24 protein-coding genes are annotated in these 21,490 nt (G+C 70.1%); 16 read left to right on the forward strand and 8 right to left on the reverse strand.

The window, feature by feature from the left end; all coding sequences use genetic code 11:
• The first annotated feature begins 24 nt into the window (after window positions 1–24).
• On the forward strand, window positions 25–465 hold the full coding sequence (locus ACQRWP_RS28790) for a heat shock protein transcriptional repressor HspR (protein ID WP_030332087.1): 441 nt from the start codon (window positions 25–27) through the stop codon (window positions 463–465).
• Between the two features lie 137 nt (window positions 466–602).
• Window positions 603–797, forward strand: coding sequence for a hypothetical protein (locus ACQRWP_RS28795; protein ID WP_430499219.1), 195 nt, complete (start codon window positions 603–605; stop codon window positions 795–797).
• Window positions 798–891: 94 nt separating this feature from the next.
• Here ACQRWP_RS28795 and ACQRWP_RS28800 read toward each other — a convergent pair whose 3' ends face one another.
• Window positions 892–1,323, reverse strand: coding sequence for a hypothetical protein (locus ACQRWP_RS28800; RefSeq protein ID WP_030332093.1), 432 nt, complete (start codon window positions 1,321–1,323; stop codon window positions 892–894).
• A gap of 172 nt (window positions 1,324–1,495) precedes the next feature.
• Here ACQRWP_RS28800 and ACQRWP_RS28805 point away from each other — a divergent pair, with 172 nt between their 5' ends.
• Complete coding sequence (locus tag ACQRWP_RS28805; RefSeq protein WP_430499221.1) at window positions 1,496–1,954, forward strand: GNAT family N-acetyltransferase; 459 nt, start codon at window positions 1,496–1,498, stop codon at window positions 1,952–1,954.
• Here ACQRWP_RS28805 and ACQRWP_RS28810 read toward each other — a convergent pair.
• The 3 genes from ACQRWP_RS28810 to ACQRWP_RS28820 all read right to left on the reverse strand — a co-directional run bounded on the left by ACQRWP_RS28810 (window position 1,943) and on the right by ACQRWP_RS28820 (window position 5,045).
• Window positions 1,943–3,157 carry a cation:proton antiporter gene (locus ACQRWP_RS28810; RefSeq protein ID WP_430499223.1) on the reverse strand — a complete coding sequence of 405 codons (1,215 nt, stop codon included), beginning with the start codon at window positions 3,155–3,157 and terminating at the stop codon, window positions 1,943–1,945. The genes ACQRWP_RS28805 and ACQRWP_RS28810 overlap by 12 nt on opposite strands.
• A gap of 5 nt (window positions 3,158–3,162) precedes the next feature.
• Entirely contained in the window at window positions 3,163–3,663 is a 501-nt protein-coding gene (locus tag ACQRWP_RS28815) for a cation:proton antiporter regulatory subunit (RefSeq protein ID WP_124815967.1), read from the reverse strand.
• A gap of 245 nt (window positions 3,664–3,908) precedes the next feature.
• On the reverse strand, window positions 3,909–5,045 hold the full coding sequence (locus tag ACQRWP_RS28820) for an epoxide hydrolase family protein (RefSeq protein ID WP_430499226.1): 1,137 nt from the start codon (window positions 5,043–5,045) through the stop codon (window positions 3,909–3,911).
• Window positions 5,046–5,130: 85 nt separating this feature from the next.
• On the opposite strand from ACQRWP_RS28820, the gene ACQRWP_RS28825 reads away from it, so the two are divergent.
• The 9 genes from ACQRWP_RS28825 to ACQRWP_RS28865 all read left to right on the forward strand — a co-directional run bounded on the left by ACQRWP_RS28825 (window position 5,131) and on the right by ACQRWP_RS28865 (window position 13,319).
• The gene (locus ACQRWP_RS28825; protein WP_430499227.1) at window positions 5,131–5,775 is read left to right on the forward strand and encodes a TetR/AcrR family transcriptional regulator; all 645 of its coding nucleotides are present in this window, start codon (window positions 5,131–5,133) and stop codon (window positions 5,773–5,775) included.
• An 85-nt stretch (window positions 5,776–5,860) separates the two neighbouring features.
• A complete protein-coding gene (gene clpB / locus ACQRWP_RS28830; RefSeq protein WP_430499229.1) occupies window positions 5,861–8,452 on the forward strand; it encodes an ATP-dependent chaperone ClpB in 2,592 nt (863 codons plus the stop codon).
• 111 nt (window positions 8,453–8,563) lie between these two features.
• Window positions 8,564–8,944 carry a hypothetical protein gene (locus ACQRWP_RS28835; protein ID WP_430499230.1) on the forward strand — a complete coding sequence of 127 codons (381 nt, stop codon included), beginning with the start codon at window positions 8,564–8,566 and terminating at the stop codon, window positions 8,942–8,944.
• Between the two features lie 232 nt (window positions 8,945–9,176).
• Window positions 9,177–9,755 carry a DUF4178 domain-containing protein gene (locus ACQRWP_RS28840; protein ID WP_430499232.1) on the forward strand — a complete coding sequence of 193 codons (579 nt, stop codon included), beginning with the start codon at window positions 9,177–9,179 and terminating at the stop codon, window positions 9,753–9,755.
• Between the two features lie 103 nt (window positions 9,756–9,858).
• The gene (locus ACQRWP_RS28845; protein WP_430499234.1) at window positions 9,859–10,626 is read left to right on the forward strand and encodes a hypothetical protein; all 768 of its coding nucleotides are present in this window, start codon (window positions 9,859–9,861) and stop codon (window positions 10,624–10,626) included.
• A gap of 72 nt (window positions 10,627–10,698) precedes the next feature.
• Entirely contained in the window at window positions 10,699–11,355 is a 657-nt protein-coding gene (locus ACQRWP_RS28850; RefSeq protein ID WP_430499235.1) for a hypothetical protein, read from the forward strand.
• A 10-nt stretch (window positions 11,356–11,365) separates the two neighbouring features.
• Complete coding sequence (locus ACQRWP_RS28855) at window positions 11,366–12,175, forward strand: SDR family NAD(P)-dependent oxidoreductase (protein WP_430499237.1); 810 nt, start codon at window positions 11,366–11,368, stop codon at window positions 12,173–12,175.
• Between the two features lie 169 nt (window positions 12,176–12,344).
• Window positions 12,345–12,884, forward strand: coding sequence for an orotate phosphoribosyltransferase (pyrE, locus tag ACQRWP_RS28860; protein WP_430499239.1), 540 nt, complete (start codon window positions 12,345–12,347; stop codon window positions 12,882–12,884).
• 57 nt (window positions 12,885–12,941) lie between these two features.
• Window positions 12,942–13,319 carry an ArsR/SmtB family transcription factor gene (locus ACQRWP_RS28865; protein WP_030332125.1) on the forward strand — a complete coding sequence of 126 codons (378 nt, stop codon included), beginning with the start codon at window positions 12,942–12,944 and terminating at the stop codon, window positions 13,317–13,319.
• Window positions 13,320–13,485: 166 nt separating this feature from the next.
• Here ACQRWP_RS28865 and ACQRWP_RS28870 read toward each other — a convergent pair whose 3' ends face one another.
• On the reverse strand, window positions 13,486–14,307 hold the full coding sequence (locus tag ACQRWP_RS28870) for a DedA family protein (RefSeq protein WP_430499242.1): 822 nt from the start codon (window positions 14,305–14,307) through the stop codon (window positions 13,486–13,488).
• Window positions 14,308–14,467: 160 nt separating this feature from the next.
• Complete coding sequence (locus ACQRWP_RS28875; RefSeq protein WP_430499244.1) at window positions 14,468–16,048, reverse strand: LPXTG cell wall anchor domain-containing protein; 1,581 nt, start codon at window positions 16,046–16,048, stop codon at window positions 14,468–14,470.
• Window positions 16,049–16,227: 179 nt separating this feature from the next.
• On the opposite strand from ACQRWP_RS28875, the gene ACQRWP_RS28880 reads away from it, so the two are divergent.
• Window positions 16,228–16,707, forward strand: coding sequence for a SigE family RNA polymerase sigma factor (locus tag ACQRWP_RS28880; RefSeq protein WP_357260141.1), 480 nt, complete (start codon window positions 16,228–16,230; stop codon window positions 16,705–16,707).
• Window positions 16,708–16,709: 2 nt separating this feature from the next.
• Complete coding sequence (locus ACQRWP_RS28885; protein ID WP_430499246.1) at window positions 16,710–17,771, forward strand: LCP family protein; 1,062 nt, start codon at window positions 16,710–16,712, stop codon at window positions 17,769–17,771.
• Window positions 17,772–17,844: 73 nt separating this feature from the next.
• Here the strand turns inward: ACQRWP_RS28885 and ACQRWP_RS28890 are convergent, their stop codons facing one another.
• Window positions 17,845–19,413, reverse strand: coding sequence for an LPXTG cell wall anchor domain-containing protein (locus ACQRWP_RS28890; RefSeq protein WP_430499248.1), 1,569 nt, complete (start codon window positions 19,411–19,413; stop codon window positions 17,845–17,847).
• 148 nt (window positions 19,414–19,561) lie between these two features.
• A complete protein-coding gene (locus ACQRWP_RS28895) occupies window positions 19,562–19,774 on the reverse strand; it encodes a hypothetical protein (protein WP_091397476.1) in 213 nt (70 codons plus the stop codon).
• A 124-nt stretch (window positions 19,775–19,898) separates the two neighbouring features.
• Between ACQRWP_RS28895 and ACQRWP_RS28900 the strand changes: the two genes are divergently transcribed.
• Together ACQRWP_RS28900 and fbaA are read left to right on the forward strand one after the other, a co-directional pair.
• Window positions 19,899–20,282 (forward strand): phage holin family protein, encoded by a 384-nt coding sequence (locus ACQRWP_RS28900; protein WP_430499250.1) that lies wholly within the window; start codon window positions 19,899–19,901, stop codon window positions 20,280–20,282.
• 136 nt (window positions 20,283–20,418) lie between these two features.
• Window positions 20,419–21,444, forward strand: a complete 1,026-nt coding sequence (gene fbaA, locus ACQRWP_RS28905) for a class II fructose-bisphosphate aldolase (protein WP_124853722.1) — start codon at window positions 20,419–20,421, stop codon at window positions 21,442–21,444.
• Window positions 21,445–21,490 lie beyond the last annotated feature (46 nt).

Here is a 21,490-nt window from a genome sequence, read left to right on the forward strand (position 1 = left end):
GGAATGGACGCGGAGGTGAGCGGGATGTCGGGCGAGTTCCTCGGTTCGGGCGACCCTGCCTACGAGGCCAAGGTGCTGATGATCTCGGTAGCGGCACGGATGGCGGGAATGCATCCACAGACCCTGCGCCAGTACGACCGACTGGGGCTGGTGCAGCCCGGCCGGGCCGCTGGTGGCGGGCGTCGCTACAGCGTCCGCGACGTGGTGCTGCTGCGTGAGGTGCAGCGGCTCAGTCAGGACGACGGGATCAACCTGGCCGGCGTCAAGCGGATCATCGGGCTGGAGCGGCTGCTGGAGCAGGCGCAGCAGCGGGTGGCCCGGCTGGAGGCGGAGCTGGACGCCGCGTACCGCCGGGTGGCGGAGCTGGAGTCGCTGGCCCGCTTCCCGGGCCGGGATCTGGTGCCGACCAACCGCACGTCCACCGCCCTGGTGGTGTGGCGCCCCCGCCGCACGCCCGATCGCTGAGCTGCCGCTCACCCGGATCTGTCTTCTCGGCCCGGACCGCGCTGGATTCCCCGGCGCGGTCCGGGCCGCTTCGGTTAGCCTGTCGATAAGGGTCCAATCGGCTTAATCCGGACCTACCGGCATGGCGAGGGGGAGCGATGGCGGAACCGGCGAAGAAGGTGGCCCAACAGACCGAGGACCGGTTGGAGAACCTGGCCGAGACCGTCCGCAAGAAGTTCGACAAGGTGACCGAGGGGACCTACCGGGACCGGATCATCGCGGGCCGGTTCGCCGAAGATGGCGACCGCGCCGGCGAACGGGGCCGAGCCGAGACGGAACGCAAGCAGGACTGACCGGTAACCGACGTGCGGGCCGGGACCCACGGGGGGTCCCGGCCCGTTCGCCGGGGTCCCGGCCCGTTCGTCGTAACTGAGTGCGGGTTGGGCCTCAGCCGAGGCGGCGGTTTTCGCGGACCAGGCCGCCCTCGCACCAGTCCCGGTAGACGAAGAGGTCCGGTCGGGCCAACAGTACCCGGCCGTTGTGCGCCCAGATCTTCATCAGCTCGTCGCCGTCACGCTCGGCCTGTTCGACGAGCTTGCGGAAGCGGCGCTTGGGGTGGGCGCGAAAGTTCGTCCGGATGCCGTCGGCTGCGTAGATGTAGAGGCAGTGCAGCGCGAACCGCCGGGCCGGGCAGGTTGGATCCATTGCTAACTCGAAGAGTGTCAACACCAGCCGGTCGCCGGAGACCAGCAGGTCCCAGTCGGGTGGCATCGAGGCCAACGGCACCGAATCGGGCTTGTACGCCCAAGCTCGCAACTCCGCCGGAGTCGGATCGACGGGGTTGGCGAAGCCGTGGAACGTCGACTCCTGCACGCTCACCGGCCAACCTTCCGCTCTCGCCCGCGTTTGGCAACGCTGCCTGCGGACCCTGGCTGCTGGGGCGAAACGGTAACCCGCCGTCGGGTGCTGCGGTAGTACCCGCGAGGAGCAATTCCGCAACCGTTGGCACGGACGGGTCCATTGCATCGACAGCGCAGCCGATGATGCTCCTATGACAATCCACGTTAGACGGTTACAGCGGGGCGCCGAGGCCGAGTTCGTCATGGGGCTGGAGTGGCTTTTCGCCCCTCCCGGCAGCCGTCCCGTGGATTGGGACCGCGACCGCGCCGTCGAGCGGACCGCGCAATTGCTCGCCCACGAAGACGTCGCACTCTTCGAGGCGCGAGCGGACGAGGATCAGTTGGTCGGCGTGGCCAGCGTCTACGTGGACATCCTCTCGGTGCGCTTCGGCCGCCGGGCTTCGATCGAGGATCTCGCTGTGCACCCCGAGTGGCGCTCCCGGGGTGTCGGCTCCAGCCTCCTGGCGGCGGCCAGGGCGTGGGCGTACGAGCAAAGTGCCGACTACGTCTTCCTGGAGTCCGGCCTCGCCCGAACCGAGGCGCACCGCTTCTACCTCCGTGAGGGTGCGACCCACGCCGCCGCGGCGTTCAGGTGGAGCTCAGTGCAGTGAGTCGACGATCGGGGTCGGCTCCCGCCGCTGGGCCGCCGCGCGGTTGCGCAGCCACCGCTTGAACCACGGGAAGTCGGGCAGCCGAGCGAGGATCGGCCCGGTCACCACGGTGATCAGGACGTACGTCGCGGCCAGCGCCGCCAACCGCGGCTCGACGCTCCCGGCGGCCACCGCGAGCCCGGCGATGACGATGGAGAACTCACCTCGGGGTACGAGTGCCAGGCCGGTCCGCCATCGACCGGGTTCCGCGATGCCGACCCGGCGGGCCGCGAGGTAGCCGGTGAGCGTCTTCGTCGCCATGGTGACCACGGCCAGGGCGAGCGCCGGAAGCAGCACCGGCGGAATGTCCTGCGGGTCGGTGGTCAGGCCGAAGAAGACGAAGAACACCGCGGCGAACAGGTCGCGCAGGGGCGAGAGCAACTCGGTGGCGTGGTGCGCCACCGGGCCGGAGAGGGCGATGCCGACCAGGAACGCGCCGACCGCCGCCGACACCTTGAGCGACGCGGCGATGCCCGCGATCAGCAACGTCAGACCGAGTACGCCGAGCAGCAGCGCCTCCGGGTCCTTCGCCGACAGGGCGGACGAGATCAGGTGGCCGTACCGGATGGCGACCACCAGCACGATCAGCACCGTGCCCACCGCGACGGTGAGCGCGATCCCGCCGCCGAGCAGGCCGGTGCCGGCCAGTACGGCGGTGACGAGCGGCAGGTAGAGAGCCATCGCCAGGTCCTCGATGACCAGCACCGAGAGGATCACCGGGGTTTCCCGGTTACCGAGCCGGCCCAGGTCGGCGAGGACCTTGGCGATCACCCCGGAGGAGGAGACCCAGGTGATGCCGCCGAGTACCAGGGCGGCGACCCAGTCCCAGCCGAGCAGCAGGGCAAACCCCGCGCCGGGTAGCGCGTTGAGGACGCCGTCGATCAGCCCTGCCGGTGCCGCCGAGCGCAGGTTGCCGACGAGTTCGTTGGCCGAGTACTCCAGGCCGAGCATCACCAGCAGAAGGATCACGCCGATCTCGGCGCCGACTGCGAAGAACTCCTCGCTGGCGTCCAGCGGCAGCAGCCCGCCGTGCCCGAACGCGAGCCCGGCGAGCAGGTAGAGAGGGATGGGAGAGAGGCCGAAGCGCCGGCTGAGCCGGCTGAGGAGCCCGAGCAGCAGCAGCAGCGCACCGACTTCGATGAGCAGCGTGGTGAAATCGTGCATCCGCCTCAGCCGTCCGGGTCACTGTCGGCGAGGATGGCGGAAACGCCGTCGAGACCTCTACGGGTCCCGACAACGACCACCACGTCGCCGGCCGCGAAGCGGAAGGAGGGGAGTGGCGAAACGATCACTTCGCCTTCACGCAGTACAGCCACGATGGAGGCGCTGGTGCGGGTACGCGCCTTGGTGTCGCCGAGCTTCCGGTTGACGTACGGGGAGCCGGCCGTGATGGCGATCTGCTCGGTGAGCAGACCGGCGGCCTGCTCCCGGAGCCCGGAGAGCTGGCCGAGCATCAGCGACGCGCCGAGGATGTCGGCCAGAGCCTCGGCCTCGTCGTCGGTCAGCGGAATGTCCGCCTGGCAGGCGTCGGGATCGTCGGGATCGTAGAGGACGAGATCACGGCGGCCATTGCGGTGGGAAACGACGCCCAGGCGGCGTCCGGACTCCGTCACCAGATCGTGACGTACCCCGATCCCGGGTAAGGCGGTCTGCTCGACACGTACTCGCACCCTCCAAGGCTACCGCTTTGTGAACAGAGCGCAGATCTTGGAGGGACAGCGCCCCTCGGGCCGGCCCCGGCGCAGCCCAACGGAGGTGATCCACTCGAGTTCATTGAAGTCGGGCTATCCGGCGTGGCGGAACACCCCGACTTCCTGAAAGTCGAGTGGATCAACCGGGCCGGGGGGCCGGGTCGGGTCGGACGCGCGGGCGCCCGCGCCGGCAGCGCGGGCGCGGGCACCTGGGCACGACGTGGTCAGCGGAGGCTGGCGAAGAACTCGCGGATGTCGGCGACCAGCACCTCGGTGGCCTGGTGGGCCGCGTAGTGGCCGCCGACGTCACCCCGACCGTCGACGTCGGTCTCGTACGCCGTCCACCGGACGATGTTCGCGTGGTCCCGCTCGGCGAAGCGGCGGATGGACTGGAAGTCGCCGGGGAACATGGCCAGCGCGGTCGGAGCGGTGGTCGGCTCGGTCGGCGGCTCGCCGGCGTGCGCGTCCTCCCAGTAGAGCCGGATCGCCGAGGCGGCCGTGCCGGTGAACCAGTAGAGCGCCACGTTGGCCAGGATGAAGTCGGCGTCCAGGCTCTCGTCGAAGAGCTGGGCGTTCCAGGCGAGCAGCCCCACCGGCGAGTCGGCCAGCGCGAACGCCAGGGTCTGCGGCTGCTGACTGTGCACCTGGTTGAAGGAGAACTTGTTCTCGTAGAACCACTGGAGGTGCCCGAGCGCCGCCTGGTCCGCCTCGGAGAGCCCGGCGAACTCGGCCGGGTCGCCGGAGGGGAACGAGAAGAGCTGGGTGACGTGTACGCCGAGCACCCGCTCCGGAGCGACCCGGCCCAGTTCCGGCGCGATCATCGAGCCGGCGTCGTTGCCGATCGCGCCGTAACTGTCGTACCCCAGGCGGTTCATCAGCTCGGCCCAGGCGCGGGCGGTGCGGAACCGGTTCCAGCCGGCGCCGCGGGTAGGGCCGGAGAAACCGAAGCCCGGCAGCGACGGGATGACCACGTGGAAGGCCGGCGCGTCCGGTTCGGTCGGCTCGGTGAGCGGGGCGATCACGTCGAGGTACTCCAGCACCGAGCCGGGCCAGCCGTGGGTGAGCACCAGCGCGGTGGCGTCCGGCCGGGACGACCGGACGTGCAGGAAGTGGATCTGCTCGCCGTCGATCTCGGTGACGAACTGCGGGTGAGCGTTCAGGCGGGCCTCGACGGCTCGCCAGTCGAACTCGCCCCGCCACCGGTCGACGAGGGTGCGCACCCGGTCGATGCTCATCCCGTACGAGTCGCCCGCGCCGGGCAGGTCGGCGGGCCAGAGGGTGCGGTCCAGCCGGGCGGCCAGGTCGTCGAGGGCGGTCTGCGGGATCTCGACGCGGAACGGGCGGATCGCGGTGTCGCTCATGGCGGAACTCCTTCGGAACGGAATGTTTCGTTCTGCAATCACCATAGCAGAGCGGAACGATCCGTTCCACTGTTAGGCTGAGGGCATGTCAACGACTTCCGGCAAAACGCTGGGCGGTCGCCGCGCCCAGGCCGCCCGCAACGACGAGGTCATCCTCGAAGCCGCCCGCGCCGTCTTCCTCGACGACCCGAAGGCCCCGATCGCCGCCGTCGCCGAACGCGCGGGTGTCGGGATCAGCGCCCTCTATCGGCGGTACGCGGGCAAGGAGGACCTGCTGCGCCAGCTCTGCCACGACGGGCTGCGCCGGTACGTCGCGGAGGCCGAGACCGCCCTCGCCGAGCCGGACGACTGGGCCGCGTTCACCGGCTTCCTGGCCCGGGTGGTCGACGCCGACGTGCACTCGCTCACCGTCCATCTGGCCGGCACGTTCACCCCGACCGAGGAGATGGGTCGGGACGCGATGCGCGCCGGCGAGTTGGCCACCGCACTGGTCGACCGGGCCCGCGCCAGCGGGCGGCTGCGCCCCGACGCGGTCGTACACGATCTGGGGTTGTTGTTGGAGGCGTGCGCCGCGGTCCGCGTACCCGATCAGGAGCGGACGCGCCAACTGCGCCGCCGGCAGCTCGCGGTCCTGCTGGCCGGCCTGTCGTCGGTGCCGGACGCGGACCCGCTGCCCGGCCCGCCCCCGGCGGCCGGCGAGTTCGACTGGCGGTGGCGGCGCCGGGAGTGATGGCCGTCACGCGCTAAGGTTGAGCGGAATACGCTCAACTCTGGTTGTGTCCAATCCAATGGACAACGCCGATCCGGGGGAGCCCATGAACACCGAAAGACTCACCACCAAGAGCCGCGAGACCATCACGGGCGCTGTCGCGCTGGCCAACCAGCGTGGTCACGCCACCGTGGAACCCTGGCACCTGCTCCTGTCACTCCTGGACACCGACGGCTCGACGGCCACCGGTCTGCTGCGCGCCGTCGGGGCCGACCCGACCGAGCTGCGCAAGACCGCCCAGCGTGCGGTCGACAACCTGCCGGCCGCACGCGGCTCCAGCATCGCCGAGCCGACGTTGGCTCGGGAGTTCGTCAACGCCATCGGCGCCGCCGAGCAGATCGCCCGACCGCTGGGCGACGAGTACACCTCCACCGAGCACCTGCTCGCCGGCCTGGCCCGGGTGGGCGGGGCGGTGTCCGGCGCGCTGAAGACCGCCGGTGCCACCGAGGAGGCCCTGGTCGCCGCCTTCCCGACAGTTCGCGGTGGGGACCGTCGGGTCACCACCGCCGACCCGGAGCAGACCTACCAGGCCCTGACCAAGTACGGCGTCGACCTCACCGCCAGCGCCCGGGACGGCAAGATCGACCCGGTCATCGGCCGGGACTCCGAGATCCGTCGGGTCATTCAGGTGCTGTCCCGACGTACCAAGAACAACCCGGTGCTGATCGGCGAGCCCGGCGTCGGCAAGACCGCGATCGTCGAGGGCCTGGCCCAGCGGATCGTCACCGGCGACGTGCCCGAGTCGCTGCGCGACAAGAAGCTGATCTCGCTGGACCTCGGCGCGATGGTCGCCGGCGCGCAGTACCGCGGCCAGTTCGAGGAGCGACTGAAGTCCGTCCTGGAGGAGATCAAGAACTCCAACGGGCAGGTCATCACGTTCCTCGACGAGCTGCACACCGTCGTCGGCGCCGGCAAGGGCGAGGGCTCGATGGACGCCGGCAACATGCTCAAGCCGATGCTGGCCCGTGGTGAGCTGCGGATGGTGGGTGCCACCACGCTGGACGAGTACCGCGAGCACATCGAGAAGGACCCGGCGCTGGAGCGCCGTTTCCAGCCGGTGCTGGTCGGTGAGCCGACCATCGAGGACACCATCGGCATCCTGCGAGGGCTCAAGGAGCGCTACGAGGTGCACCACGGCGTACGGATCACCGACGCCGCGCTGGTCGCCGCCGCGACGCTGTCCGACCGGTACATCACCGACCGGTTCCTGCCGGACAAGGCGATCGACCTGGTCGACGAGTCAGCGTCCCGGCTCCGGATGGAGATCGACTCCCGTCCGGTCGAGGTGGACGAGATCGAGCGGGCGGTCCGCCGGTTGGAGATCGAGGAGATGGCCCTGGCCAAGGAGCCGGACGCCGCCTCGGCCGAGCGGTTGGAGCGGCTCCGCAAGGAGTTGGCCGACAAGCGCGAGCAGCTCACAGTGCTCTCCGAGCGCTGGCAGACGGAGAAGAGCCACATCACCAAGCTCTCCACCGCCAAGGAGGAGTTGGAACGTCTCGGTGGTGAGGCCGAGCGGGCCGAGCGGGACGGCGAGCTGGAACGCGCCGCCGAGCTGCGCTACGGCCGGATCCCCGCTCTGAAGGTCGAGCTGAAGCAGGCCGAGGAGGAGCTGGCCCAGCTCCAGGCCGACGGTGCGATGCTCAAGGAGGAGGTCGGCGCGGACGACATCGCCGCGGTGGTCGCCTCCTGGACCGGCATCCCCGCCGGCCGCCTGCTGGAGGGTGAGACGGCCAAGCTGCTCCGGATGGAGGATTCGCTGGGCGGCCGGGTGGTCGGCCAGACCGAAGCGGTCGGCGCGGTCTCCGACGCGGTACGCCGTGCCCGGGCCGGTATCGCCGACCCGGATCGCCCGACCGGCAGTTTCCTCTTCCTCGGCCCCACCGGTGTCGGCAAGACCGAGCTGGCCAAGGCCCTCGCCGAGTTCCTCTTCGACGACGAGCGGGCCATCGTCCGCATCGACATGAGCGAGTACGGCGAGAAGCACTCGGTCGCCCGCCTGGTGGGTGCGCCGCCCGGCTACGTCGGCTACAACGAGGGTGGTCAGCTCACCGAGGCGGTGCGCCGACGGCCGTACTCGGTGGTGCTGCTGGACGAGGTGGAGAAGGCCCACCCGGACGTCTTCGACGTGCTGCTCCAGGTGCTCGACGACGGCCGGCTCACCGACGGCCAGGGCCGCACTGTTGACTTCCGCAACGCGATCCTGATCCTCACGTCCAACCTCGGCTCGTCGGTGATCAGCGACCTGACGCTCGCCGATGAGCAGCGCCGGGAGGGCGTGCTGGCCGTGGTCCGGTCGCACTTCAAGCCGGAGTTCCTCAACCGGCTGGACGACATCGTGGTCTTCGCCTCGCTTCGCGGGGGCGACCTGCGTTCCATCGTCGACATCCAGTTGAACCGGATGCGGCGGCGGCTGGCCGATCGCCGGCTGGGCCTGGAGATCACCGATGCTGCCCGGGACTGGCTGGCCGAGCACGGCTACGACCCGATCTACGGTGCCCGCCCGCTCCGTCGCCTGGTCCAGACGGCAATCGGAGACCAACTGGCCAAGGCCCTCCTGAGCGGATCAATCCGCGACGGCCAGACGGTAAAGGTGGACCGCGCTACTGAAACCAACGCCCTCGCGGTAACCCCCGCCTGACCCCACGCGAACACGTTGATCAAGAGGTTTGCGTCAGCCCGGCGTCTTCTCATGACGCAAACCTCTTGATCAACAGGGTGGGGCGGGGGCGGGTGGGGAAAGAGGTGGGGCATGTTTGGGATTGGGAAGAAATGGGAGCGGGAACTTGGTGCGGCCGCCGACACCTTGGCGGCGGCTGACACGCTCGCCTTCGGGGGAGTTGGCATCGCCGGCACCCTGCTGCCGGTGACGGAGGCGTACGAGCAGATCTCGGCCGCTCTCGACGACCACCCCGAGGAGGTACGCCGCCAACTCGACCGGGTGCTCGCCGACGGCACACCCGCCGGCCGGGCGTACGCGGCCACGCTGCTGGAGCGCGTCGACCCAGCGGCGGCCCGAGCGGCCTGGACGTCGCTGCGGGACGATCCGAGCGAGTTCACCACCTTCGTGGGGTGCGTGATGGACCGCGAAACCCTTGGCACGTACGCCAGCCGGCGGCTCGCCGCAGCATGATCCATTTGCCGGTCGGTACTGCCCGATTGGTCCTGCCGGTCGCCGTCGACGGGCCGTACGTCGCGGGCCATGAACCCGCCCGTCACCGCGCCGCGTCCGACCGGACCGTCGACGGCGCCTCCGCAGGCCGTACCCGACGGCCTCCGTCAGCTGAGCTGTCGGCCACAGCGCGGGTCTTCCTGGTGCCGAGGGTTGTTACCGTCTGCGCCGACGTACCTGGGGAGGTGGTCGGGTGGACGCGCTGGTGACGTCCCTGGTGGCGGCTGTTGCCGTACTCGCGGTGGTAGTGGTCGTCGGGCGGGCCCGGCGGCGGGCGACGGGCCCGTCCAACGGCCAGCCGGCGGAGCCGCCGCGCGGCGGCCCGCTCCGCCTGACCCCGGGCGACCGCGTGCGGATCCGCGAGCGGGAGTACGCGGTGAGCGCCACGATCCGCCTGGTCGAGGGCGACTGGAGTTGGGTGCAGCACCTCCTCGACGACGACTCCGGCGCCCGCCACCGGCTCTCGGTGGAGGACGGCCCCGAACTCGAGCTGGTGTTCTGGACGGCCCAACCGGGCGCCACCGTCACCCCGGGCGCCCCGACCATCGAACTCGGTGGGCGGCGCTACACCTGGGCCGAGACCGGGCAGGCGCGTTACACCGCCACCGGCGAGACGGAGCTGCCGTCGACCGGGACGATGCGCTACCACGACTACCAGTCCGGCGGCGCCGCGCGGCTCTCCTTCGAGGCGTACGGCGAAGAGGGTTGGCGGGTCGCCCGCGGTGACCTGCTCGACCCCGCCGACCTGACGATCCGACCGCCCCGGGCCTGAGGCCCGCCGAGCCGGACCGGGCGGACGCGCCCGGGCTCGCCACGGCATGCCGAACTGGCCGGTTGTCGATACGGTGTGGGCGCGATCTTAGGGAAGGAGAATCGTGGTCGATTCCCAGAGCACGCCGGCCCGTCAGCGGCCATCCATTGTGTCGATTTCCAGTTACCTGCTCTTCCTGTTCCTGGCACTTCAGGTGATCAGTCTGATCATCACGCTCAGCACCTTCAGCAAGACGCGGGACGCGCTCCGTGCGGCGTACGAGGGCAGCAGCACCGACGGTGAGCAGGTGGCCGACGTCTTCGCCGTCATCGGGATCGGCGGCAGCATCGTCCTGTTGCTGCTCGCGGTCGTGCTGGGCGTGCTGGCCCTGTTCAACAACCAGGGCCGCAACGGCGCCCGCATCACCACCTGGATCGTCGGCGGCATCATGGTCTGCTGCGTCGGCGGTAGCCTGCTCAGCAACGCGGCCGGCGGGTTCAACACCGGTGGCGGGACTACCGGCGACGGGCCGAGCCCGGAGGAGATCCAGCGTCGCCTGGAGGAGGCCCTGCCCTCCTGGGTCACCCCGGTCAGCCTCCTGCTCAATGTGCTCAGCCTGATCGCGCTGATCACGGCGCTGGTCCTGCTGGCGCTGCCGAAGGCGAACCCGTTCTTCCGCAAGCAGACCGCGGGCTGGGAGCCGCCCACCCCGGGCGCCAGCTACCCGGGCAACCCGCAGGCGCCCGGTCAGCCGGGCTACCCGCAGGCATCGGGTGAGCCGGGTTATCCGTCGAGTGGGGAGCCGAGCTACCCGCCGCCACCGGCCGCGAACCGGCCGGACGACACGCCGCCCACGGACCGGCCCGGGTCAACCCCGCCGCCGACCAACTGACGGCTCGATAAGCACGACGCCGACGATCCCTCCGAGTAGGTTGCAACCCGACGCCTACCGGAGGGATTCGTCGTGTCGTACCCGGAATCGGCACCGGCCCGCCGGCCCGCCGCCGTCCTGTCGGCCGCGACCGTGCTGTTGGTGATGGCGGTCGCCGCGCTCGCGTACGCCGTGGTGGACCTGGTGGTGCTGGGCGGGACGGTCGACGCGTTCCGCTCCGCCGCCCGCGACACCTCGGCGAGCCCGGAGCAGATCGACGACGTGGTGACTCTGCTCCGCGCGTCCGCGGTGCTGTCGGCGGTGGTGGCGGTGCTCTCCGCGCCGCTGCTCGCCGGCCTGGCCCTCGGGCTGCTGGCCGGTCGCCGCGGCGTCCGGGTGGCGACCTGGGTGGTCAGCGGGCTCGGCCTGCTCGCCGGCTGTTGCAGCGTGGCGGTGGTCGTCGGCGAACGGGCGGCACCGCTGCAACTGGGCTCCGGCGAGCAGGCTCTCGCCGAGCTGCTGGGCCTCATCGGCGACGCGTACCCGTCCTGGTGGATCCCGCTCAACGCCGGGCTTTCCGTCGCACAGGCGCTCGGTTACCTTGTAGTAGCTACGCTGCTGGCGCTGCCGGCGGCGAACAGCTGGTTCGGCCGCCACCGCTCGACGGCGCCAACCGCACCGCCCATGTTCACGCCCGCCCCGCACCAGCCCCCGTCGGCGCCGCACACGCCCCCGTACCCGCCCAGGTGAGGACCACCCCGTGACGCTCGACCCCACGACAGCCGAGCGCCGAGCCCTGATCACCGGGGCCACCGCCGGCATCGGCGCGGCGTTCACGCGGCGGCTGGCCGCCGACGGCTGGCACCTGGTGCTCGTTGCCCGCGACGCGGTGCGGCTGACCGAGCTGGCCACCGAGCTGCGTTCCACGCACGGACGCGAGGTGGAGACGATCCCGGCGGATCTGTCCACCGACGACGGCTGCGCCATCGTGGAGCAGCGGCTTGCCGATGGCAGCCCGGTGCATCTGCTGGTCAACAATGCGGGGATCAGCCTGAACAAACCGTTCCTGCGCTCGACGGCGGAGGACGAGGCGCGACTGTTGCGACTCAACGTGCACGCGGTCATGCGGCTGACCCTGGCGGCGCTTCGACCGATGACTGAACGGCGAAATGGGGCAGTGATAAATGTCTCTTCGGTCGCCGGGTTCGGTACGGCGATGCCCGGATCGACGTACTCCGCCAGCAAGGCGTGGGTCACCAATTTCAGTGAGTCCGTCGGGCAGTCGGCGCGGCCGTTCGGCGTTCAGGTGATGGCCCTCTGCCCCGGCTACACCCGCACCGAATTCCATCAGCGAGCCGGCATCAACATGTCCAAGACGCCGGAGTGGCTGTGGCTGCGGGCCGAGGATGTGGTGGACGAAGCCCTGCGTGACCTGCGCAAAGGCAAGATGATCAGCATCCCGGCGTGGAAGTACAAGGTGGTCGTTGCCGGCATGCGACACGCGCCGCGGCGGCTGCTCCAGGCGGTCGCGCGGGACACCCGCGGCCGGATCGGTCGCGACGAGCGCTGAGCTTCGACCGGCCCGCCGACCCCGAGCGAATGGTGGGACGACGTTGGCACGCCGCTGTTGGGCCAGTTGCTGAGCGTAGTCGAACATCGCCAGTCATCGGTTCCCCTCGGGGCTGATCAGGGTGGACCCCGCACACGGCGTTCAGAGTTGCGCAGTAACCTCTATCGCCATGGGGGACCACGACGACCTGCGTAAATTCATTACCGACCTGGCTGTGGTCCACGGCCGGGTCGTGCTCTCGTCGGGGCGCGAGGCAGACTGGTACGTGGATCTGCGGCGCGTCACGCTCCATCACCGGGCCGCTTCTCTGGTCGGCCGGGTGATGCTCGACCTCACCGCCGACTGGGAGTTCGACGCCGTTGGGGGCCTCACCCTGGGGGCGGATCCTGTCGCGCTCTCGATGCTGCACGCCGCCGCTCCGACCGGCCGGGCCCTGGACGCCTTTGTGGTGCGCAAGGCGGGCAAGGCTCACGGTCTTCAGCGGCGGATCGAGGGACCGGAGGTGGCTGGCCGTCGAGTGTTGGCGGTGGAGGACACATCCACGACGGGCGGAAGTGTTTTGACAGCTGTCGAGGCGCTTCGCGAGGCCGGGGCGGAAGTCGTGGGCGTGGTGGTTATTGTTGATCGAGGCGCCGGCGACGCGGTGCGAGCCGCCGGATTGCCGTACCGGGCGGCCTATACGTTGGCTGACCTCGGCCTTGTGGCGTAAAAGTCTGCCGATTCGGATCTGCTGATATGCAGGCGGATCGATGCTGCTGGTGGAAGGATGGAATACGTGGGAACTGCGTTGGCCGAAATGACTATGCCTCAGATCTCGCCGCTAAACGGCGAGCCGATCGAACGTGCCGATGCCGAGCGTCTCGCCGGGGTCCTCAAGGCCCTTGCTGATCCTGCTCGGTTGCGGCTGCTCAGCCTGATCCAGTCGGCCCCCGAGGGCGAGGCGTGCGTCTGTGACCTGACGGCGCCGCTCGGCCTCTCTCAGCCGACGGTCAGTCACCACCTGCGCATCCTCACCGAGGCTGGCTTGTTGCAGCGGGAGAAGCGCGGTGTCTGGGCGTACTACAGCCTGGTCCCGAGTGCGATCGCGACGATCGCCGACCTGCTGACCCCGCCGCGTAAGCGGGCCACCAAGAAGGCCCGCTGACGTAGGCACTACACGCCGTCCCGAGCCGGGGCGGCGTCCGGTGGCGAGCCAGGGGTGGCGCCACCGGTGGTTGACACCTGCTCGTCCCCGGTCGCACCACCGGAGGCCGGGTTCGACATGCCGACGGCCGACCCCCTCACCAGGGGGCCGGCCGTCGTCGTACCGCTCAACGGTCCTGACCGTGCTCCGGGCGCTGACGACCGTGCTGGTGCCGGTCGTGGTCGAACGCCTCGCGGGCCGCCTCCACGGCGCCGGCGGCACTGGCCGCCGCGACCACCGCGACCGCCTCGCCGCGCTTACGAGCCCGCCGGTCCCGAAGGAACTCGAAGAAGATCGGCAGCACCGAGATCAGAATGATCAGGGCCACCACCGGCAGGATGTAGTGGTCGATCTTGTCGCCGATGGCCTGGTAGATCTGCTCGGCCAGCAGGTAGCCGATCAGCAGGATGCCGTCCACCCAGAGCACTGCGCCGACGATGTTCCAGAGCAGGAACTTCTTGGCCGGCATGCCGAGCGCGCCCGCGACCGGGTTGAGGAACGTCCGGACGATCGGAATGAAGCGCGCCAGCACGACGGCCTTCGCCGGGCCGAACTTCTGGAAGTAGTACTCGGCCTTCTCCACGTACTCCTTCTTGAAGAGCCGGGAGTTCGGCCGCTCGAACATCGGCCGGCCGTACCGCGCGCCGAGCCAGTGCCCCAGCTGGGCGCCGACGATCGCGCAGATCGGCCCACCGATCAGCAGGCCGGCAAGGGAGAGGCGGGTGCCGTCACCGAAGATCGCGTCCGCCACCGGTGACGAGGCGACCCCGGCGAGGAACAGCAGCGAGTCACCCGGGAAGAAGAAGCCCACCAGCAGGCCGGTCTCGGCGAAGAGGATCACCCACACGCCGATCAGCCCGAAGGTCTGCAACAGATCCTTGGGATCGAGCGGGTTCAGGGCGACGCTCTCCACGAGAGCGCGGGTCTTCTCAGCTGTGTCCACGGCCACAAAGGGTACCGAAGCCCAAGGCCCCGGCCGCGCCGGACCGGCCCGTCACCACCCGCCCGCGCCGTGTGAGGTCCAACGACAGCGTCCCGGCGTCGTGGGGGCCAACGACGGTGCCCCGCCGACCGTGGTGGTCGACGGGGCACCGGTGGTGCGGGGTGGGTCAGGCGACGAAGCGGGTCCGGCGGCGCTTGGCCACCAGGTAGCCGCCGGCGCCCGCGGCGAGCAGCAGCGCGCCGAGGCCGGCGATCAGCCCGGTGGACTGACCGGTGATCGGCAGCGAGCCGCCGTCACCGTCACCGTCACCGTCACCGGCGCCACCGCCCTCGCCACCGGCCGCGTTGACCAGGATCTTGGCGACGTCGTTGGCGGGCTTCAGATCCTCGTAGAAGCCGCCCTCGCACTCGCACGGCACGTTGACCTTGACGGTGCCAGTGGCGTTGGCGATCACCTTGTCGATCCGGAACTTGAACTCACCGGTCAGAGCCTCGCCGGCCGGCGCGAACGGGCCCGGGTAGCAGCGGTATTCGGCGGCGCCGGGGGTACCCGCCTCCGGCCACTCAACGTCACCGCCGGTCCGCGGGGCGCACTCCACCGGCACCTCGACGGCGGTGGTGCCGGTCGGGACCGTCACGTCGACGTACGTCACGTTGGAGTCGCTGCGGAGGTAGTCCAGCGTCGCCGGACCGTTGTTGCGGAAACCGAGGGCGGCGGTCAGCTCGGCACCCTTCTTGCCGTTGAGCGTGGCACCGACGGCCTCCAGGTCGGCGCCGTTCTTGCCGGTGACGTCTACCTGCAACCCGCTGAAGTTGTTGCTGGGGTCGGTGTCGGTCTGCGCGGCACGGGCCGCGCGAGCGGCGGAGACCGCCTTCAGCGACAGCGTCTTGCCGGTGCCGCGGTGGGCCTTCTCGGCACCGGCACCCTCGCGGACCGCGAGGAGGTCCTCGAAGTCGGCCGGGGTCATGAACCAGGCGTAGCTGTATTCGCGACCCGGCGCGTAGGTGTCCGTGGCCAGTTCGTAGTTGAAGGTCGCCGTCGCGCCCCCGGAGGCCGGGATCTTCTCATCGAACTCGCAGGCGAAGAGGAAGTCGTCGGCGTAGAGGCAGTTGTCGAACCGCTCCTTGGTCCGGATGCCGTAGTCGGTGTCGAACATGGCCACGACACCGTCGACCTCAGTCGTGCCGACATTGAACACCGTCACAGGGGCCTGGAACTTACCGCCGGGTGCCGCCGTCACAGTGGTGTCCGGCCCGCCCTGCAGGTCGACGCCCTCGCCTACCCGGATCCGGGAGGCGTAGCTGGCGACGTCCTTGCCGGCGGCCTTGAGGCTGATCTTCAGCTCGCCTGCGTCGCCGTTCGCCGCCTTGTCGGTCGGCGCGATGACGACCTCGCCGAAGAAACCGCCGTACAACTCGTCGACGGTGACCGGGGCGTACTCGCGGCAGAGCAGGACGCCCTCGCCGTCGGCGGTGCAGTCGTTACCGCTCTCGCCCGCCAGCGTGATCTTGCCGGCGAGGCTGCTGTAGTCGTAACGAACTGAGACCTCGTTGAGCACCGTGGACTCGCTGCTGTACAGGGCCGGTGACCGCACGACGCCAGGCGAATCGGCGGCGACGGTGACGTCCTCGAAGTACAGGTCGAACTCGGCCGCAGGAGCGGCGACGGCCGGGCTGGCGGAGGCAGCGACGAACGCGCCTGCTACGCCCAGTCCGGCGAGCCAACGCCGGGTGGAGTGGGTGAGCATGAGGGGGTTCCTCCAGTTGGGGGATCAGGTGGAGCCTGCGGATCTTAAGGAATCGCTAAGGCTGGTTGCATCCCCCAGAGCCGCCCACTGGATAAGACGAACCAAAAGGTTGATCAGAGTCACCGCAATGTTCGGTCGGTCCGCTTCCGTCATCTGTGGCAGGAGCCCCGGGAGGTGCAGTGACGTACGAGGAGTTCGCGGACACGCGGCTGGCCCCGCTACTGCGGTACGCGGTGATGCTGACCGGCGAACCACACCAGGCTCAGGATCTGGTCCAGGAGACCATGGTCCGGGTCCAGCTCAACTGGCGTCGGGTCGCCCGCGCGGACTCACCCGAGCGTTACGTACGCCGGATGCTCACCAACCAGTACGTCGACTGGCGGCGCGGCTCGTGGGTCCGCCGGGTGCTGCTGCGCGGGGAGCCCGACGCGTCGGTGCCGATGCCCACCGACCATGCCCAGTCCGCCGTGGACCGGGATCAGGTCTGGTCCTGGCTGTCCCGGCTGCCGCGTCGGCAGCGGGCGGCTCTGGTGCTGCGCTACTACGAAGACCTGCCCGACGTCGAGATCGCCGACATTCTCGGCTGTGCCGTCGGGACCGTCCGTTCGTCCATCTCCCGGGCCCTGGCCACGCTCCGGGCCGAGTACGTGGAGGCGTGAACATGATCGAGGATGACCTGCGTGCCGCGTTCGCCCGGCACGAACCGTTGACCCCGTCGACGGGTCCGCTGCGGGTCGCGATCGACCGCCTCGCCGCCGTCCGCCGCCGCCGTCGGCAGCGGTTCCAGGCCGCCGGCGTCACGCTCGCCCTGCTCGGCGCGCTCGGAGTCGGGGTGCCGCAACTGCGCCCCGATCGGCCGGCAGAGGGCCCGTCGTTGTCCGGTCAACCGGCTGGCGCGCAGTCCGGGGCGCTGAACGTCCTGCTGCTCGGGGTGGACGGCTTCGGCGAGCAACCGTCGTACCGGTTGGCGGACTCCGTCCTGCTGGTGCACATCCCGGCCGACCGGAGCCGGCCGTACCTCATCTCGTTGCCGCGCGACCTGGAGGTCTCGATCCCCGGCCGGGGGATCGAGAAGCTCAACAGCGCGTTCTACACAGGCGCCGGCGAGCCCCGGCCCGACCTGGACGCCGGCTACGACCTGACCCGCCAGGTGGTCGCCGACCTGACCGGGGTACGCGTCGACGCCGGCGCGGTGCTGACCTTTGCCGGGCTGCGCCGGATCACCGAGGCGGTCGACGGGGTGGAGGTGTGCCTACCGAAGGAGGTTCGGTCCTGGCACACCCGCCGGACCTTCCCGGCCGGCTGTCAGATGCTCGACGGGGCTGCCTCCGTCGACCTGCTGCGGCAACGGCGGTACCTGCCCGACGGCGCGTCCGACCGGGACCGTAACGCCCAGCGCTACGTCGCCGGGTTGGTCCGGCGGGCGGTCACCCAGGACGTGCTGACCAGTCCGGTACGGCTCACCGCGCTGCTGTCGGCCGCCGGCAAGGGTCTGGCGGTCGACGACGACGGCCTGCCGCTGACCAGGCTGGTGGCGGTGCTACCCGAGCTGAAGAGCGTCGACCCGGTGGGGCTCAGCCTGCCGGTCGGCCCCCCGGCGGGCAACGCTTCGCGACTGCCGCTGGACCCGAAGCAGGGCCCGGAGTTCCTCGCCGCGCTGCGCGAGGATCGGGTGGCGCAGTGGGTGGCGCAGCACCCGGAGCAGGTCAATCCCGTCCGATGACGGACGAGGACAGCACGACGACGCCCCGCCGGCCCGGTACGGGTCCGCGGGGCGTCGGTCGGGTCGGGGTGGGTCAGGCGGCGAAGCGGCCGCCGTGGCGTCGGGCGAGCAGGTAGCAGCCCGCACCGGTGACGAGCAGCAGGGCGCCGATGCCGGCGATCAGGTTGATGGGGGCGCCGGTGATGGGCAGCGAACCACCGCCACCGCCACCGTCGCCATCGCCATCGCTTTGGCCCCCACCGCCCTGGGCCGCGTTGACCACGATGGTGGCCTTGTCGTTGGCCGGCTTGATGTCGTCCTGGAAGCCCCCGCCGGCGGGGCACTCGCACGGCGCGTTGACCCGCACCGCTCCCCGGGCGTTGGGGATGACCTTGTCGATACGCAGCCGGAACTTCATGGTGTAGGTCTGCCCAGCCACCAGGAGCATCTCCGAGGCGCACAGGTACGTGCGGGTGGTGTCCTGCCGCAACCAGCAGCTGTCGGGGACCTCGACGGCGGTGGTGCCCGGCGGTAGCTCGACGTCGGTGTGGGTGGCGGCCTCGAAGTCTCCGTTCGTCCCGTCGAGCGTTGCCGGGCCGTTGTTCCGGAAGCCGACGGTCGCCGTGACGACGGCGCCGGCCGTGCCCTTGAGCGAAGCGCCGATCGCCGCGAGGTCGGTGCCGTTAGTGCCGGTGGCCTTGATGGTCCACCCGGTGTAGTCGTAGCCCGGGCCGACATCGGTCTGGTCGGCCTGCCGCACGCTGGCGGGTGCCCCGGCCAGAGTCAGCTTCGGGCCGCTGCCGGGAGTGCCCGCTCGTGCGCCGACGGCCGCCCGTACCCGGGTCAGGTCCTCGAAGTCGGCAGTGGTCATGAACTGGGCGTAGCCGGACTGGTTGGTCGGCGCGTAGGTGTCCTTGGCGAGTTCGAGGTTCAGCGTGGTGGCGAGCCCGGTGCCCACCGGGATGTCCACGTCGAACTGGCAGAAGACCAGGTGGTCGTCGGCGTAGCGGCAGTTGCTGAACCGGTCCTTGGTGCGGATCGAGTAGCTGAGGTCGAAGACCGCCACGAATCCGTTGATGACCTTGTCGCCGGCGTTGGCCACTACCAGCGGCACCGTGAACTTCCCACCGGGCTTGGCGGAGAGGGTGGTAAACGGCCCGCCGGTCAGGTCGACCCCCTCACCGACCCGGACACGGGAGGTGTAGCTGCCGCGCCGCCCGCCGGCCGCCTGGAAGCTGACAGCGACGTCGCCGGAGTCGCCGAGCTGCGCATCTCCGGTGAGGCCGAGGTGCACCCGCTTGGCCCCGTTGCGGTAGATCCCGCTGCCGAGCGGCGGCATCTCGTACAGGGTGACATCGGAGGGCTCCGCGCAGACCAGAACGCCCGGCTCCGGCGCGGTGCACTCCTGGCCGTCCGCCGGAGTCACAGTGAGCTTGTCGGCCAGGGAGCGGTAGTCGTACCGCACGGAGACGTCGCTGAGGACCGTCGGCTCGTCGGCGTACAGCAACAGGCCGCGGATGGTCGCCTCCGAGCCGATGGCCAGCGTGGCGTCCTGGAAGTAGGGCTCGATCGTGGGTGCGGCGACGGCGGGGGCGGCGGAGACGACGATCAACGCGCCGGCGGCGCCGAGCCCGGTCAGCCAGCGGAGCGAGTGCTTGAGCATGGGGGTCCTCCCGTGGGGGTACAGGTGGCGCTCGTCCAACCTAGGGAGGCCCCGACTCCTCCGGTAACCCCTTTCGGATCGATATTTGTCTAATGACCCGAACGGTTGAACACCCCTGTCGCAACGGGCAGCCGACCCCGCGACGGAATCAGCGGTAGTCGTCCTCGTCCCCGGTGACCACCCGGGCCTGCTCCATCGCGTCCCAGTCGTCGACCTCCAGGCCGCGGTGCGGCTCACTGTCGACGTCGGCCGGGCCGGCGACAGTGGCCTGCTCGACCGCGTCGGCCGGGTCCGCCTCGGGGTCGCGTTCGTCGGGCGCGAGGTGGTCGCCGGGGGTGAAGTCCTCGTCGGGCTGGCCCATCATCCCTCCCGGGGGTCTCGGGGCATGGCTTCCACCCACCGTACGGGTTGGGCCGGCGCACCGCCCGGAAGCGGAGTAGGCGGAATCAGCCCTCGGCGACGCGACCCGGTGCCAGGATGGTGCCGTGGGCTTCCTCATCAGACTGGCGATCACCGCGGTCGCGTTGTGGATAACCACGCTGATCGTGCCCGGGGTCGACGTGCACGGTCGCTCGGGTGGCAACACAGTCCTCACCCTGATCGTGGTGGCGCTGATCTTCGGCGTGATCAACGCGGTGCTCAAGCCGGTGATCCGGGTCGTCGGCTGTGTGTTCTACCTGCTGACCCTGGGCCTGTTCGCGCTGGTGGTCAACGCGTTGCTGTTCCTGCTCACCGACCGGGTCGCCCGCGGGCTCGACCTGCCGTTCCAGGTGGACGGATTCTGGCCGGCGTTCTGGGGAGCCATCGTGATGACAGTGGTGACCTGGTTGATCAGCGTCATCGTGCCGGACAACCTGGACCGGCGGTGAACGGCTAGCACCCGGGTCGGTTGTTCCGGCACACCTCACCTGCGGGATACTTCCGGGCGGAGGACAGCGCGGTCCGGCGCACAAATGAAGAACAGCGGCCAGCACGGCCGAGAGTGGTAAGTAAGGAGCACATCACATGCCCATCGCTTCCCCCGAGGCTTACGCGGAGATGCTGGACCGCGCCAAGGCTGGCCGGTACGCGTACCCCGCGATCAACGTGACCTCCTCCCAGACGCTGAACGCGGCGCTCAAGGGCTTCGCCGACGCGGAGAGCGACGGCATCATCCAGGTCTCCACCGGTGGCGCCGAATACCTCTCCGGCCCGTCGATCAAGGACATGGTCACCGGCGCGGTGGCGTTCGCCGCGTACGCGCACGAGGTGGCCAAGAAGTACTCGGTGAACATCGCCCTGCACACCGACCACTGCCCGAAGGACAAGCTGGACGGGTTCGTGCGTCCGCTGATGGGCATCTCGCAGGAGCGGGTGAAGCGCGGCGAGGAGCCGCTGTACCAGTCGCACATGTGGGACGGTTCGGCCGTGCCGGTCGCGGAGAACCTGCAGATCGCCGCGCAACTGCTCGACGAGGCCGCCAAGGCCAAGATCGTCCTCGAGATCGAGGTCGGCGTCGTCGGTGGCGAGGAGGACGGCGTCGAGAACGCCATCAACGACAAGCTCTACACCACCACCGATGACGGCCTGGCCATGGTCGAGGCGCTCGGCCTCGGCGAGAAGGGCCGCTACATGGCGGCGCTGACCTTCGGCAACGTGCACGGCGTCTACAAGCCGGGCAACGTCAAGCTGCGTCCGGAGATCCTCAAGCAGATCCAGGACGCCGTCGGCGCCAAGTACGGCAAGGACAAGCCGCTCAGCCTGGTCTTCCACGGGGGCTCGGGCTCCCTGCTGAGCGAGATCCGTGAGGCTCTGGACTACGGCGTGGTGAAGATGAACATCGACACCGACACCCAGTACGCCTTCACCCGCCCCGTCGTGGACCACATGCTCCGCAACTACGACGGCGTGCTGAAGATCGACGGCGAGGTCGGCAACAAGAAGCAGTACGACCCGCGCGCCTGGGGCAAGGCCGCCGAGGCCGGCCTGGCCGCCCGGGTCGTCGAGGCCTGCGAGCACCTGCGCTCGACCGGCACCACGATGACCAAGTAACGACGTCCCACCCGACGGCCGGCGCCCCGCAGGGGGAGCCGGCCGT

This window comes from Micromonospora trifolii, from assembly GCF_050516465.1.
Lineage (GTDB): Bacteria > Actinomycetota > Actinomycetes > Mycobacteriales > Micromonosporaceae > Micromonospora > Micromonospora trifolii.